General features: G+C 45.5%; 20 protein-coding genes. 16 read left to right on the top strand and 4 right to left on the bottom strand.

Annotation, left to right across the window (positions count from 1 at the left end; all coding sequences use genetic code 11):
* Positions 1 to 130 precede the first annotated feature (130 nt).
* Entirely contained in the window at positions 131 to 433 is a 303-nt protein-coding gene (gene ureA / locus NIES208_RS10665; RefSeq protein ID WP_075892548.1) for an urease subunit gamma, read from the top strand.
* Here ureA and NIES208_RS10660 read toward each other — a convergent pair whose 3' ends face one another.
* Entirely contained in the window at positions 434 to 988 is a 555-nt protein-coding gene (locus NIES208_RS10660) for a GNAT family N-acetyltransferase (RefSeq protein WP_075892546.1), read from the bottom strand.
* A 173-nt stretch (positions 989 to 1,161) separates the two neighbouring features.
* Here NIES208_RS10660 and NIES208_RS10655 point away from each other — a divergent pair, with 173 nt between their 5' ends.
* The 3 genes from NIES208_RS10655 (at position 1,162) to NIES208_RS10645 (ending at position 3,752) form a co-directional block, all read left to right on the top strand.
* Positions 1,162 to 2,211 (top strand): diguanylate cyclase domain-containing protein, encoded by a 1,050-nt coding sequence (locus tag NIES208_RS10655; RefSeq protein ID WP_225875295.1) that lies wholly within the window; start codon positions 1,162 to 1,164, stop codon positions 2,209 to 2,211.
* A gap of 109 nt (positions 2,212 to 2,320) precedes the next feature.
* Complete coding sequence (locus tag NIES208_RS10650; protein ID WP_459382888.1) at positions 2,321 to 3,052, top strand: MotA/TolQ/ExbB proton channel family protein; 732 nt, start codon at positions 2,321 to 2,323, stop codon at positions 3,050 to 3,052.
* Positions 3,045 to 3,752, top strand: a complete 708-nt coding sequence (locus tag NIES208_RS10645; RefSeq protein ID WP_075892542.1) for an ExbD/TolR family protein — start codon at positions 3,045 to 3,047, stop codon at positions 3,750 to 3,752. The genes NIES208_RS10650 and NIES208_RS10645 overlap by 8 nt, the downstream gene beginning before the upstream one ends.
* Here the strand turns inward: NIES208_RS10645 and tmk are convergent.
* From tmk to NIES208_RS10630, 3 genes are all read right to left on the bottom strand, one after another.
* The gene (gene tmk, locus NIES208_RS10640; protein WP_075892540.1) at positions 3,721 to 4,353 is read right to left on the bottom strand and encodes a dTMP kinase; all 633 of its coding nucleotides are present in this window, start codon (positions 4,351 to 4,353) and stop codon (positions 3,721 to 3,723) included. The genes NIES208_RS10645 and tmk overlap by 32 nt on opposite strands.
* The gene (locus NIES208_RS10635) at positions 4,353 to 5,573 is read right to left on the bottom strand and encodes an FAD-dependent oxidoreductase (protein WP_075892538.1); all 1,221 of its coding nucleotides are present in this window, start codon (positions 5,571 to 5,573) and stop codon (positions 4,353 to 4,355) included. Before NIES208_RS10635 ends, tmk begins: the two co-directional genes overlap by 1 nt.
* Before the next feature lie 166 nt (positions 5,574 to 5,739).
* Positions 5,740 to 7,884, bottom strand: coding sequence for a polyribonucleotide nucleotidyltransferase (locus tag NIES208_RS10630; protein ID WP_075892536.1), 2,145 nt, complete (start codon positions 7,882 to 7,884; stop codon positions 5,740 to 5,742).
* 562 nt (positions 7,885 to 8,446) lie between these two features.
* Here NIES208_RS10630 and rplC point away from each other — a divergent pair.
* From rplC to rplX, 12 genes are all read left to right on the top strand, one after another.
* Positions 8,447 to 9,085 (top strand): 50S ribosomal protein L3, encoded by a 639-nt coding sequence (gene rplC / locus NIES208_RS10620; RefSeq protein WP_075892532.1) that lies wholly within the window; start codon positions 8,447 to 8,449, stop codon positions 9,083 to 9,085.
* 139 nt (positions 9,086 to 9,224) lie between these two features.
* The gene (gene rplD, locus NIES208_RS10615; RefSeq protein ID WP_075892530.1) at positions 9,225 to 9,857 is read left to right on the top strand and encodes a 50S ribosomal protein L4; all 633 of its coding nucleotides are present in this window, start codon (positions 9,225 to 9,227) and stop codon (positions 9,855 to 9,857) included.
* Positions 9,850 to 10,155, top strand: coding sequence for a 50S ribosomal protein L23 (locus tag NIES208_RS10610; protein WP_075892528.1), 306 nt, complete (start codon positions 9,850 to 9,852; stop codon positions 10,153 to 10,155). Before rplD ends, NIES208_RS10610 begins: the two co-directional genes overlap by 8 nt.
* A 22-nt stretch (positions 10,156 to 10,177) precedes the next feature.
* On the top strand, positions 10,178 to 11,005 hold the full coding sequence (gene rplB / locus NIES208_RS10605; protein WP_075892526.1) for a 50S ribosomal protein L2: 828 nt from the start codon (positions 10,178 to 10,180) through the stop codon (positions 11,003 to 11,005).
* 34 nt (positions 11,006 to 11,039) lie between these two features.
* The gene (rpsS, locus tag NIES208_RS10600; RefSeq protein WP_015136293.1) at positions 11,040 to 11,318 is read left to right on the top strand and encodes a 30S ribosomal protein S19; all 279 of its coding nucleotides are present in this window, start codon (positions 11,040 to 11,042) and stop codon (positions 11,316 to 11,318) included.
* Between the two features lie 16 nt (positions 11,319 to 11,334).
* Positions 11,335 to 11,694: a 50S ribosomal protein L22 gene (gene rplV / locus NIES208_RS10595; RefSeq protein ID WP_075892524.1), complete on the top strand. Its 360-nt coding sequence runs from the start codon at positions 11,335 to 11,337 to the stop codon at positions 11,692 to 11,694.
* A gap of 46 nt (positions 11,695 to 11,740) precedes the next feature.
* Complete coding sequence (rpsC, locus tag NIES208_RS10590; protein WP_075892522.1) at positions 11,741 to 12,463, top strand: 30S ribosomal protein S3; 723 nt, start codon at positions 11,741 to 11,743, stop codon at positions 12,461 to 12,463.
* Positions 12,464 to 12,529: 66 nt separating this feature from the next.
* On the top strand, positions 12,530 to 12,949 hold the full coding sequence (gene rplP / locus NIES208_RS10585) for a 50S ribosomal protein L16 (RefSeq protein WP_075892520.1): 420 nt from the start codon (positions 12,530 to 12,532) through the stop codon (positions 12,947 to 12,949).
* Positions 12,950 to 12,952: 3 nt separating this feature from the next.
* A complete protein-coding gene (gene rpmC / locus NIES208_RS10580; protein ID WP_015136289.1) occupies positions 12,953 to 13,159 on the top strand; it encodes a 50S ribosomal protein L29 in 207 nt (68 codons plus the stop codon).
* 20 nt (positions 13,160 to 13,179) lie between these two features.
* A complete protein-coding gene (gene rpsQ, locus NIES208_RS10575) occupies positions 13,180 to 13,419 on the top strand; it encodes a 30S ribosomal protein S17 (RefSeq protein ID WP_075892518.1) in 240 nt (79 codons plus the stop codon).
* Between the two features lie 36 nt (positions 13,420 to 13,455).
* Positions 13,456 to 13,824 carry a 50S ribosomal protein L14 gene (gene rplN, locus NIES208_RS10570; protein ID WP_015136287.1) on the top strand — a complete coding sequence of 123 codons (369 nt, stop codon included), beginning with the start codon at positions 13,456 to 13,458 and terminating at the stop codon, positions 13,822 to 13,824.
* Positions 13,824 to 14,174, top strand: coding sequence for a 50S ribosomal protein L24 (rplX, locus tag NIES208_RS10565; RefSeq protein WP_075892516.1), 351 nt, complete (start codon positions 13,824 to 13,826; stop codon positions 14,172 to 14,174). Before rplN ends, rplX begins: the two co-directional genes overlap by 1 nt.

Below are 14,174 nucleotides of genomic sequence, written 5' to 3'. Positions count from 1 at the left end.
GTTTCTCCCCCTTCACCCTATCTCCGTGTCAGCACAAACGCAGCTTAACCGAAGCTCAGGTTACTTAACATTCTCTTTTGGCAAGGCGCGGTAGACTGAGAGCACGTCACATTTGTTGTCAGATTAAGCCATGCAACTTTCGCCACAGGAAAAAGATAAGCTCCTCATTTTTACTGCTGCCCTAGTCGCAGAACGACGCAAAGACAAGGGTTTAAAGCTAAATTATCCCGAAGCCGTTGCCTATATCTCCGCCGCAATTCTTGAAGGGGCACGGGAAGGAAAGATGGTCTCCGAGCTGATGAGTGAAGGCCAAACTTGGCTGTCACGGGATGAGGTGATGGAAGGTGTGCCGGAGATGGTGGACGAAGTTCAGGTAGAGGCGACATTTCCCGATGGTACAAAACTGGTCACTGTCCACAACCCGATTCAATAACTAGTTTGACTTGATCACAGTTTTCGCGGCTAATTCAAACAGTAAAAGTTCAGTATTGTAAAATTCTTTAGTTTTACCTAGAGGAGACATCTGTAAGCGCTCTGCTAGCCGCCGCGATCGCCAATTATCTTCCCGCAATACCGCGTAAATAATCGGTAACTTTAAAACGTTAAAACCATAATTTAATAGACAAGTCGCTGCTTCAAAGGCAAAACCTTGCCCCCAGCTTGCTTGCCGAAAATGCCAACCAATTTCGATTTTTCCGGTACGGCGATCGCCGTTATTATCTGCCAACTCAACTAACAAGATGGTGCCAATGGGTTGAGCCGTGTCTTTTTCAATGACAGCCCAAGCCCCAGTTCCCTGTTTTCCCTGTAACGTTAGATTTCGGTAGCGCTGCAGCGTTTCGATAGTGGCCGCTAAATTTGGAGAAGGCTCGCGGATAAATTGCATAACTGCCGGATCGCCATAGATCTGATGGGCGGCGATCGCATCCCGTTCCGGTTCCCAGAGCCGAATGTCTAAACGTTTCGCGTTCCACAACTGCTTTACCATGAAAAATCCTGAAAAAAGTGCGTATCATCTCCCCTGAAGCTAAAGACATCGTCAGGAATATAACTACAGAAATATAACTAATCGAAAATAGCCGAAACAATAGCCCCAATAAAAACTTTGTTGCAAACGTCCTAGGGAAAAATCAGTAGAAAACATAAATCTACATGGAACTAATGAGCGATTACAAAGCATCAATTTTGATTGTTGATGACACACCCAATAATTTGCGTTTGTTATCTGAGCTTTTGACGCGGCAAAATTACAAAGTAAGAAAAGCAATTAACGGCTCAATGGCGCTACAGTCCATCGTGAAACAGCCACCAGATCTGATTTTGCTCGATATTCAAATGCCAGATATGAGTGGCTATGAAGTCTGCCGCCAGCTTAAAGCTGATGGTACAACTACTTCAATTCCTGTCATTTTTATCAGTGCTCTCAATACAACGAAAGATAAGGTCAAAGCCTTTGGTCTCGGTGCTGTGGACTATATCCCCAAACCCTTCGATGAAAATGAAGTGCTTGCCCGGGTGAAATGCCAATTAGAACTTCAGGAGCTACGTCTCAATCTTGAAACGAAAAATCGCACTCTCAAGCAAGCGATGAAAGACCTCGAATTAGCCTTACTTGAGTCTAGAATGCTACGCACCGACCTAGAAAGAGCAAATCAAGAACTAATCGTCGCTAACCATAAACTGGGAGAACTGGCGATCGTTGACAGCTTGACCCAAATTCCCAATCGCCGTCGCTTTGATGAATATCTCGATAAAGCTTGGGAAGACTGTCTGAAAGCCAAGAAACCACTCGGTTTGATCCTTGGTGATATTGATTGTTTCAAGCGTTATAACGATTACTATGGCCATCATATGGGTGACCATTGTCTTTACGCTGTAGCTCAAGCGGTTAAACAAAGTGTTGTGCTTGCCCGGGATCTACCGGCACGTTACGGCGGCGAAGAAATTGCGGTGATTTTGCCCAATGCCGGTATTGAGGAAGCTAGGGTTGTGGCGAACCGTATCCTTAAAGAAGTGCAGGCTTTAGGGATTGAACATCGCGCATCTGATGTGAAAAATATTGTCAGTATTAGCCTTGGGGTTCACTCTCTTATTCCCAGCGTAGATAAAACGATTGGTGGGTTTATTACTGAGTGTGATCAGGCTCTGTATATTTCTAAGGAGCAGGGACGCGATCGCCTAACGGTTTTTTCCAAAATTTCAGCCAGTTGAAGCAACAAAATAGTTTTGCAAAGGGACTTGATTTAAAGGCGGATAAAACAGCCTAAAATTAAATGATGCCTGTGTGATTGGAGTGAGGTAACGCGTGAATTTTTTTGAAATGATCAATCGGGGCGGTCCCGCTATGTGGCCGTTAATATTACTGTCAATTATGGCTCTCAGTACCATCATCGAGCGGCTCTGGTTTTGGTGGAAAGTCATTCAGAAAAGTCAGCGTGTGCAGGACAAAATTCTTGATGCAGCCCATTATCGATGGCAGGCTGTGAGTGAGATTGCCCGCACTTGCCGAGAACATCCCCTTGGTCGATTCCTTTATGCTCCTCTACGGCAGGAATGTAGCGATCCAGAGATTTTTCATTTGGCTTTGGAAGCTGCTGCCGATGAAGAATTAGCGTTGATGCGTCGCGGCGAAAAACTTCTAGAGGCAGTGATTGCCCTATCACCGTTATTGGGTTTGCTTGGTACGGTTTTAGGTTTGATTAATTCCCTTGGTTCCATTCGGCTTAGTGATCTTGGTACAGATTCAACGGCTGGTGTGACCCTTGGTATTGGTGAATCTTTGATTTCGACGGCATCGGGGTTGATTGTCGCCATTGTTAGTTTGGCGTTTTATCGTTTATTCCAAGCACTATCTAGTAATCAGGTGCGGTTGTTTCGCCAAGCGGGCAGTGAGTTAGAGGTGCTTTACCGTCAAAATTTTATTGATGGTTTACCTAAGCCTGCGGTTACCTCGGAAGCTGAGCTTGTCAATGCAACGGTTGAGACTAATGTCGAGGAAGGAGGTGCGGCGGCGATCGCCTCCGTAGATTCAGAGGATGAGCACCATGAGTAATGAACGCCCGACTCCGCCGTCTAATACCAAGCTCAATACCCTTGGTTTGCGACCATTTAAGCTTTGGCAAGAGGAATCTACACCGGATTTTCGCATTGAAATTATTCCGTTAATTGACGTGATTTTTTGCGTTTTAACGTTTTTTATTTTGGCGGCGGTAAATCTTTCACGGCAGCAGGCGATAAATCTTGATTTGCCTATGGCGAATAGTGGCACTGTTCAGATGCCTAATATGGCGATCGTGAGCTTGACAGATTTTGGTCAAATTTATGTTGAAAAACAGCTCATTCAAACCCAAGCGCAGTTCACTCAAATTATCGAAGATTACCTAGAGCGCAATCCCGAAGGTTTGGTGATTCTCAATGCCTCAGAAAAACGTTCCTATCAAGAGGTGATGCAGGTTTTAGATTGGCTAAAATCCATTGGCGGTACAAGGGTTGCGTTGGGGACGATGTCCGGTTCTCAACAGGTCATGCAAAATCTTGATGGCTTTTTTGATGAAAATCAAAATCCCGGTGTTACCCCCGTGAACCCCACAATTCCTCGTGTCCCAACTTTCCAGCCATCTAATGATTTTGAGTTTGAGCCGCTAGAAAGTGGAGAAACTTTACCTGCACCGGATGGTTTTGAGTTGGAATTGCAGCCATTAGAAGAATTTGGTGCACCGCCTAGTCCGGACCAGATTGAAGCTGAGCAATAGCATTAATAACTTTTTGGTGAATTTTTTCTGGTGCTTGGGTGGCATCGAGCTTTAGCCATTGACCTGTATATTCGGCAAAAATTTGTGCGTAGTTGTTGCGGACTTGGGTGAGTTTAGTCTGTGTCTCGTAAATTTCTTGGTGCGATCGCCGATTGACTCTCTCTAAAGCAACTTCTACGGGCAAATCAAAATAAAACACAATATCGGGATTGGGAAAATCTTGATTCAGACGATAAATAAATTCGTATTCTTCGGCACTATTGGCGTTGTAGGCGAGGGAAGAAAAATAGTAGCGTGTCGTAATCACCTGTGTGCCAGCTTTGAGGAGTTTCATGACACCGTCAATTTCGTTATACAAATGGTCGTGGCGATCGCCAGCAAACAGATAGGCCATTTGGCGATTAAATTGCACAGGATCTGTTGTAAAACGAATCCGTTGGCGGAGGGCTTCTCGCACCAGATTACCGATCATGCCGTTAGAGGGTTCTGGGCTGAGGACGGCGGCGATATTTAGCGCCTGAAAATGTTGATATAAAAGCTCGGCTTGGGTGGAGCTACCTGACCCGTCAATTCCTTCAAAAACGATAAATTTTGCGTCCATTACCAACAAATCTCCGCCGCTATCCCCGAATATTCTAGGAGATTCTGCCACGACTTAAAGGTTTGCTGGGTTTGAATCAAATCTCGGCAATGGTAGATCAATTTGCCAGAGCGATCGCCGAGCACAGTTGCCCCTAATATTTTTTCTTCTTTAGACAGCCACAACTTAATTGTTACATCGAAGGGGAAACGATGCTGATCAACATAATCTAAGTAAAACGTTTTTTCGAGGGTAATACCATCGCTCGGTAAATCTTTTGGCTGATAACCCACATGGTCAAAAGGGTAAGGCTCAAACAATCGATAGGGCACTAAATGATAGGGACAAAGTTGTGCTTTTTTTGCGGTAATTGATTGGGCAAGGTAACTAGTTTCGGCGATCGCCACCTCGGTTAAATCATAGCCTCCTAACACTGAGCCACATCCATAAATATTAGATGCCGGTGCTTGCAGTCGATGGTTAACCTTCAGCCATGGTTGCTTGCCTCGAAAACAGCGCGGCGGCAAATTTAAATGGGTAATATTTCCCTGTCGGCGATCGCCATCGATAATGTTGATATCTTTTCGATTAAGAAGTTTAGCTATGTCTGACGCGGCAGGATTCCGATAAATTTCAATGCCTTCAACTTCAAGAAAGGTTTGGAGACGATGGGTGAGTTGTTGATCTTCCGCACTGAAAAACTGAAAGCCCAGTAAAAATTGAACCTGTTTGCCTTGTTTGCAAAGGGTATAGGCAAGGGCTAGCAGCGCAGGTGTAATGCCCTGAAAAAGAATTTTCGGCCGAAGCTTTTTCCAAGTTTGTGGCTGTAAAAAATCGGGAAAAGTTAAGTGTCGTGGATCATCCGTTTGTTGCCAAACTGTACCTGTGGCGATCGCATAATTGTTTCCTTGAAATTCTCGTTTTTCTGTCACAAAAACAGGGTTAGGTCGCCAGTGAAATTTGCCCCTTTCTGGCACAACATCCACACCTTTTTCGATTAATTTAGCAAGCGGCTCATAAAAATCCGTTGGGGCGATCGCCGCCGTTATTTCTGTCTGTAACTGTTCCCAACTTGTAATTGCGTTATGCAATAAAACTCGTTCTAAAGCCCGTAACTGAATATCCTGTAATGGCTGAGAAACTTGCTGAATTAAAGCCACTCGCTGACCTTCGGCGATCGCCTTTTGAGCAAGATTTAACCCCGCCCGTGTCGCCCCAATAATGACCAAATCATAGTCCACTGTTTCTAAAAATATCCTTGCGCCATTACCAAAGCCACATCATAACCCTTCGCCCCATTTCACCCAAGATTTAGCCAAAGAAAAATCCCCCAGAAACTGGAGGATTATCACCATCAAACAAGCTGTAATGAATTAAATGGTTTTCTGCAATTGAGCAAAAAAGAAATTAATTTGCTTCTTCGCGAGCAGCAGCAGCTTCATCGGGGTGGATACCGAGGCGAGTTAGATTAATGCGACCTTTATTGTCGATTTCGCGGACTTTAACAACCACTTCATCACCGACAGCCACTTCATCCTCCACCTTGCCGACACGCCCTTCCGCCAATTGCGAAATGTGGATCATGCCCTCTTTACCCGGGAGAATTTCGACAAACGCACCAATTTGAATAATGCGAGTCACCTTACCAAAGAAGACATCGCCTTCACCCAATTTACGGGTCATATTCACGATCATCTTCTTCGCATTCTCCGCATTTTCAGACTCAGAAGAGGCGATCGTTACCGTACCATCGTCGGCAATATCAACCTTCGCGCGGGTCTGCTCAGTAATACTTTTAATCGTTTTACCACCCGGTCCAATAACCATACCAATGAGATCGGGATCAATCTTGATGGTAAGTAGACGTGGCGCAGAGGGAGACAGCTCTTTAGGCTTATCGATAACATCAGTCATCTTCTCCAAAATATGGAGGCGAGCAGGTCGCGCTTTGTTAATAGCTTCGGCAATTACATCGACTGCAAGACCTGTGATTTTCATGTCCATTTGCAGGGCCGTAATACCGTCGGCTGTTCCGGCCACCTTAAAGTCCATGTCACCAAGGAAATCTTCGATCCCCTGAATGTCCGTCAAGATACGAACTTCATCGCCTTCTTTAATCAGACCCATGGCCGCACCACTAACTGGCTTGGCGATCGGTACACCTGCATCCATTAGCGATAGGGTGGAGCCACACACAGACCCCATCGACGTGGAGCCATTGGAAGATAAGACTTCCGAAACCACCCGAATGACGTAGGGAAATTCATCTTTTGCTGGCAATACAGGGATTAGAGCACGTTCCGCTAAAGCGCCATGACCAATCTCCCGACGACCCGGCGATCGCATGGGGCGAGTTTCACCAACAGAATAAGGAGGAAAATTGTAGTGGTGGAGATAACGTTTCTCATCAGAAGGATGCAGATCATCCATATCCTGAGCATCACCGGGCGTTCCTAAAGTCACAATCGATAAAACTTGAGTTAAACCACGATTAAACAAGCCACTACCGTGAACAGCACGGGGAAGAACCGATGTCTTACAGGAGATGGGACGCACCTCATCTAATTTACGACCATCAACCCGCACACCATCCTCAACGATCTGCGATCGCATTAACTGTTTAGTTAAAGCTTTAAACGCATTACCAATAAGCTTTTTGTTCTCTTCAGTTTTGACGCGCAGCTCACTGTCTTCCGGCATCGCTTCAATCGCTGCCACGACCTCGTTTGCTTTAATTTCATCTAGTGCCGCATCACGACCGCTCTTATCCAGATCAAATTGGCTTAAGACCTGTTTGATTTTTTCTGAAGCTTTCTCTGCAATAAATGCATCTAAAGTCTCATCCTTTGCGGGGGGCTCTGCTGTAACAATTTCGATGCCCAGTTCTTTAATCAGCTCAACTTGGCTGTCAATGAGTTCTTGGATAGCTTCATAGGCAAAATCGATCGCCTCGATCATATCCTGTTCAGGCAGTTGATTTGCACCAGCCTCAACCATGATCACACCTTCCGGTGTACCCGCCACAACGAGATCCAAATCGCCACCGAGAATCTCACGGTAAGTTGGATTCAAAATAAAATCGTCACCGACCAATCCCACTCTCACAGCAGCCATTGGCCCATGGAACGGTAAACCAGCCAGTAATGTTGCGACAGACGCACCAGTTACCGCAAGCACATCAGGGGGCACATCCTCATCCATCGATAAAGTCGTTGCCACAATTTGAATGTCATCTCTTAGCCACTGGGGAAAAAGTGGACGCATTGGACGATCAATCAAGCGAGAAATCAAAGTTGCTCGTTCAGGAGGACGACCTTCTCTTCTTAAAAAACCACCTGGAATACGACCGGCTGCATATAATCTCTCTTCGTAATCTACGAGTAGCGGTAAAAAGTCAATGCCTTCTCTTCCCGCTGCCGTTGTTGCATTTACTAGGACTGCCGTTTCTCCTGATTCGATGAGTACGGAGCCACCAGCCTGAGGCGCTAGCAAACCTGTTTTTAGTCGAATCTCTCGCCCATCGAAAGATATCGACTTTGTAAACTCTTGCATTATTGCGTTCTTTCCTTTTTATGTATAATCGCTTTTCTCTGTTCTGTGGCAATCGTAACACTTTATGCTGTCCCAGACGGCGATCGCCATACTCTGCAACCATGCAAACAAATTAAAACTTTTTCTTGCATATATGCCGAAGCTTAGTCTATAATTGCTGCTTGTGACTAATCGCACACCTTTTCTTGAGTAATGACGGATACATTTTGCCCCCACGGCAGAAAAAATAAGTCCCGTCACATTTGAGGCATTCGCAATTAAAACTGCCTAGATTAGTCAGCTAGACCCCCGGTAACTCATTTAGGCACACTTAACGCCTAGAGTATATCGAAGCCAAAGCGTTTGCAGTCGTTTTCGGATACTGGAAGCAACCTTGTTTTTAAGTCCTGAACGAAACGTGCTTTGAACAGCACCTGCATCCACCAGTCTTTCAGAGCCTTAAAAACACTCTGAATACTCTCAAGAGTAGAAGACAAGAACCACAACTCTTTACTAGAGCGGTTCATATTATTTCTGCTCAATTTTTAATGTTGTCTATTAGTAGATAAGAGGTCTTTGTTCCGTGTCACTCGGTATCCTCGGCACTAAACTCGGTATGACCCAGATCTTTGATCAGGAAACAGGAGCTGCAATTCCCGTAACCGTCATTCAAGCTGGACCTTGTACCGTTACCCAAGTCAAAACCTCTGAAACAGATGGTTACACATCCGTACAGATAGGTTACGGCGACGTAAAAGAAAAGGCTTTGTCCAAACCTGAACTGGGACACCTTAGTAAAGCTGGTGCAACACCCTTGCGTCACTTAAAGGAATATCGTCTTGACGATGCATCCTCCTACGAGCTCGGGCAGTCCGTTACCGCAAGCATCTTTGAAGCAGGTCAAACTGTCGATGTTTCCGGCAATACGATTGGTCGTGGTTTTGCAGGTTACCAGAAGCGTCACAATTTCAAGCGCGGTAATATGACCCATGGTTCTAAGAACCACCGTCTACCCGGTTCTACCGGTGCAGGCACGACTCCCGGTCGCGTTTACCCCGGTAAGCGTATGGCTGGTCGTTATGGCGGCACAAAAATTACCGTACGTAAACTCGAAGTTGTTCGTGTTGACGAAGAACGCAACCTCTTGCTGATCAAGGGTGCTGTTCCGGGTAAAACTGGCAATCTATTGAGCATTGCACCTAGCAATATCGTAGGCCAGTAAAAAAAAATAAAGTTAGTCATTTCGGCTCAAATTCCATCGAGCTAAATATCTAAACTATTTATTTGATTTCAATATGTAATACAGCTCAGGCTCTGTGGCCTTGAGCACCAGATAACCGATAATCCGATACTTCATCACTATGGTTAACTGCACCGTAAAAAATTGGCAAGGAGACGAAGTTGGCCAAGCCAGCCTCGATTTCAAGACAGCCAAAGAAGAAAATGCATCGCACATTGTGCATCGCGCCCTTGTGCGTCAATTAAATAATGCCCGTCAAGGTACATCCTCTACCAAGACTCGTTCTGAAGTCCGTGGTGGTGGCCGTAAGCCTTGGCGTCAAAAAGGTACTGGCCGCGCCAGAGCTGGTTCCTCCCGCTCTCCCTTATGGCGTGGTGGTGGTGTAATCTTTGGCCCCAAACCCAAAGAGTACAACATTAAAATGAATCGCAAAGAACGTCGCTTGGCACTGCGCACTGCATTCCAAAGCCGCTCTGAGGATTTAGTTGTTGTTGAAAGCTTTGCTGCGCAACTAGCTGCCCCTAAAACAAAGGATTTGCTCGCTGCGATGAGCCGCTGGGGCGTTGAATCCGGAGAGAAGGTGTTGTTGATCATGGACGAATTGACAGAGAATGTTTATTTGTCAGCGCGTAATGTTGCTTCCTTGAAGCTCATTCCTGCAAATGGCTTAAATGTTTTTGATATTCTCAATGCCAATAAAATTGTTGTGACATCTGAAGCGTTGGCAAAGATTCAGGAGGTTTACAATGACTAGTCGTGTCCAGTCCCGTGACCTTGCAGATTTGATTCTGAAGCCAATTGTGAGCGAAAAAGCAACAATCCAGCTTGAAGAAAATAAGTATGTTTTTGATGTTGTTTTAACAGCAACTAAAACAGATATTAAAGCTGCTATTGAGAGCTTATTTGAAGTCAAAGTTGTCAAGATTAACACTGCGCGTTTACCTCGTAAAAAGCGTCGTGTTGGCCGTTTCATGGGTTTTAAATCTCAATATAAGCGTGCTGTTATCACCTTGGCAGAAGGGGACACAATCACTTTGTTCCCTGAAGTATAGTCGTCATTTACTTGAATAAATCATGGGTATTCGTTCATTTAGACCATATACTCCGGGAACTCGTCAGGCTACTGTCTCCGACTTTTCGGATATTACTAAATCCAAACCAGAAAAATCGCTTACTAAGTATAAGCATCGTAAGAAAGGTCGCAACAATCGTGGTGTGATTACTTGTCGCCACCGTGGCGGCGGTCATAAGCGTTTGTATCGCATGATCGATTTTCGTCGTGATAAGCGTGATATTGCTGCTGAAGTGATCGCGATTGAATATGATCCAAACCGTAATGCTCGTATTGCTCTTGTGCGGTATGAAGATGGTGAAAAACGCTATATTCTTCAGCCGGCTGGCTTAGATGTTGGTGACACAATCACTGCTGGTGAAGATGCTGCTTTTGAAGTGGGTAATGCTTTACCGCTTTATAAGATTCCCCTTGGTACTGAAATTCACAATATTGAGCTCTATGCTGGACGCGGCGGCCAAATGGTTCGCACGGCTGGTGGCTTTGCTCAGTTGGTTGCTAAGGAGGGAGATTATGTCACTATCAAGCTGCCTTCGAAGGAGGTTCGCATGGTGAGAAAGGAGTGCTACGCAACAATCGGTAAGGTTGGTAATGCTGAAGCTCGTAACCTCAAGCTTGGTAAGGCTGGCCGTACTCGTCATCTCGGTCGTCGCCCCCAAGTTCGTGGTAGTGTCATGAACCCTGTTGATCACCCCCATGGTGGTGGTGAAGGTAGAGCGCCCATTGGTCGTAGTGGCCCTGTAACACCTTGGGGTAAACCCGCACTCGGTAAGAAGACGCGTAAGAAAAAGAAACAAAGTAGTTCTTTGATTGTTCGTCGTCGTCGTTAATCCCTTTTTGTTCATCACACTCGATTAGAAAGTTATGGGTCGTTCATTAAAAAAAGGTCCGTTTATTGCGGACAGTCTCTTGAAAAAGATTGACAAGCTTAATGCTGCTGGTGATAAGCAGGTCATTAAAACGTGGTCTCGGGCTTCGACGATTCTGCCTCAGATGGTAGGTCATACAATCGCCGTTCATAACGGTCGTCAGCATGTACCTGTCTTTATTTCTGAGCAGATGGTGGGTCACAAGTTGGGCGAGTTTGCGCCAACTCGGACTTTTAAAGGCCATGCCAGAAGTGATAAGAAAGCACGTCGATAAGGGTTAATAACAAATTATGTCTATCGATACTACAAACGAAGTTAAGGCGATCGCCCGCTATATCCGGATGTCTCCTCGTAAAGTAAGACGAGTGTTGGATCAAATCCGTGGCCGTAGCTATCGCGAAGCTTTAATTATTCTCGAATTTATGCCCTACCGCGCCTGCGAACCGATTCTAAAAGTTCTCCGTTCTGCTGTCGCCAATGCTGAGCATAATGAAGGGCTTGATCCTTCCAGTCTCATTGTGAGCACCGCCTTTGCTGACGCTGGCCCTGTGCTTAAACGATATCGTCCCCGTGCCCAAGGTCGTGCCTTCCAGATTCGGAAGCCTACTTGTCACATTACCGTTGCAGTTGCCCCCGACGCAGCTGAATAGTTACACCTCGTTTAAACGAATTGTCAATATCGCAAAGGAATAAGCCGTGGGACAAAAAATTCATCCAGTTGGTTTCCGTTTAGGAATTACGAAAGAGCACTTATCTCGTTGGTATGCTGACTCTAAGCAATATCCTGAACTTCTCCAAGAAGATTACAAAATTCGTCAGTACGTTGATGCCAACCTCAACAATGCTGGTATTTCCAAGGTATTGATCGAGCGTAAAGCTGATCAAGTCGACCTCGAAATCCATACTGCTCGCCCCGGTGTCGTTGTCGGTCGTGGTGGTTCTGGTATTGAAGCTTTGCGTACTGGTCTTCAGCAAACCCTTGGTGACCAACGTCAAATTCGGATTAATGTTGTTGAGGTTGCCCGTGTTGATGCGGATGCTGCCTTAATTGCAGAATACATCGTTCAACAGTTAGAGCGTCGTGTTTCTTTCCGTCGTGTTGTTCGCCAAGCTGTGCAAAGAGCTCAAAGAGCCGAAGTTCAAGGAATCAAAATTCAAGTTAGTGGTCGTCTGAATGGTGCAGAAATTGCCCGTACAGAATGGGTACGTGAGGGGCGAGTTCCTCTTCATACCTTGAGAGCTGACATTGACTATTCCTATAAAACTGCTCAAACAATTTACGGCATTCTGGGTATTAAAGTTTGGATTTTTAAAGGTGAAATCATTCCTGGTCAGGAGGATGTTCCCCCTGCCAATGCTGCACCAATGCCCCGTCGTAAATCTCGTCGTCAGCAGTTTGAAGATCGTAGCGAACAGTAGTTTCGTTGACTTCGATGATGTTCGATTTCTCGTTTCTGCAATTACTATCTATTCCATTAGGAAACAATGCTAAGTCCAAAACGTACAAAATTCCGTAAGCAGCATCGCGGTCGTATGCGGGGAATGGCGCAACGTGGTAACACAGTGCAATTTGGTGATTATGCGCTTCAAGCGATTGAGCCAAGCTGGATTACTGCCCGTCAGATTGAAGCCGCTCGTCGTGCGATGACTCGTTACATCAAGCGTGGCGGTAAGATTTGGATTCGGATCTTTCCCGATAAACCAATCACTATGCGCCCCGCTGAAACTCGTATGGGTTCGGGTAAAGGTAATCCTGAATTTTGGGTTGCAGTGGTCAAGCCCGGTCGTATCATGTTCGAGATGAATGGTGTTTCGGAACCAATTGCTCGAGAAGCTATGCGACTTGCTGCTCAGAAGCTGCCCATCAAAACTAAGTTTGTCACTCGTAATGTGGAGTACATCTAAATTATGGCTTTACCAAAGATCGAAGATGCTCGCAAACTTGATGATCAGGCTTTAGCGGATGAAATTGTTGCTGTTAAAAAGCAATTATTTGATCTGCGTTTGCAGCAAGCTACTGGTCGTCTTGAAAAAACTCATGAGTTTAAGCATGCCCGCCATCGTTTGGCACAGCTTATGACTGTTGAGCGTCAACGCCAACTCCAAGCTCAGTAACTGTCGGAGAAATACCTTGTATGGCTACTAAAGAAAGAGTGGGATTGGTTGTCAGTGACAAGATGGATAAAACTGTCGTTGTTGCTGTTGAAAACCGTTCTCCTCACCCAAAATACAAAAAAATCGTGGTTAAGACTAAGCGTTTTAAGGCTCACGATGAAGAGAATCAGTGCAAAGTTGGTGATCGTGTTCGCATTCGCGAAACGCCTCCTACCAGCAAAACTAAGCGCTGGGCGATCGCCGAAATTCTCAACAAATAGTAATTAACCTTTCTATCTAACCCTTACTACAAAGCCGTGATTCAACAACAAACCTATCTAAATGTTGCCGATAACAGCGGTGCTCGTAAACTAATGTGTTTGCGGGTTCTGAGTACAGGGAATTGTCGCTACGGTGGCATCGGCGATCAAATCATCGCTGTTGTAAAAGAGGCAATCCCAAATATGGGTGTCAAAAAATCTGACATTGTACGTGCCGTTATCGTTCGGACTCGCCAACCCTTACGTCGTGTAAGTGGTATGAGTATCCGTTTTGATGATAATGCCGCCGTGATCATCAATGCTGAAGGCAACCCCAAAGGTACTCGTGTTTTTGGTCCCGTTGCCCGCGAATTGCGGGATAAAAACTTCACTAAAATCGTTTCCCTTGCACCGGAGGTTATCTAATGGCAGGACGTAAAAGTTCCACACCGACGCGCCACAATATGCACGTTAAAAAAGGTGATACCGTTCAGGTGATTTCTGGTCGCGATAAAGGAAAAGTAGGTGAAGTAATCCAGACGCTACCCAAATCTAGCAAGGTAATCGTGAAGGATGTCAATATCCGGACAAAGCACGTGAAACCCCAGCAAGAAGGTGAGTCTGGTCAAATCCAAACCTTTGAAGCACCGATTCATAGTTCGAACGTGATGCATTATTCCGAAAAGGAAAAAGTAGCCAGTCGTATTGGCTATCAAATCACTGACGATGGTCGTAAGGTTCGCGTCCTTAAAAAGACAGGCGAAGTGATCGACTAA

It is taken from the genome of [Limnothrix rosea] IAM M-220 (assembly GCF_001904615.1).
In the GTDB taxonomy this organism is placed as follows: domain Bacteria; phylum Cyanobacteriota; class Cyanobacteriia; order Cyanobacteriales; family MRBY01; genus MRBY01.
Note: the sequence above shows the minus strand (reverse complement) of the source record. Positions and strands in the feature narration are given on the sequence as shown.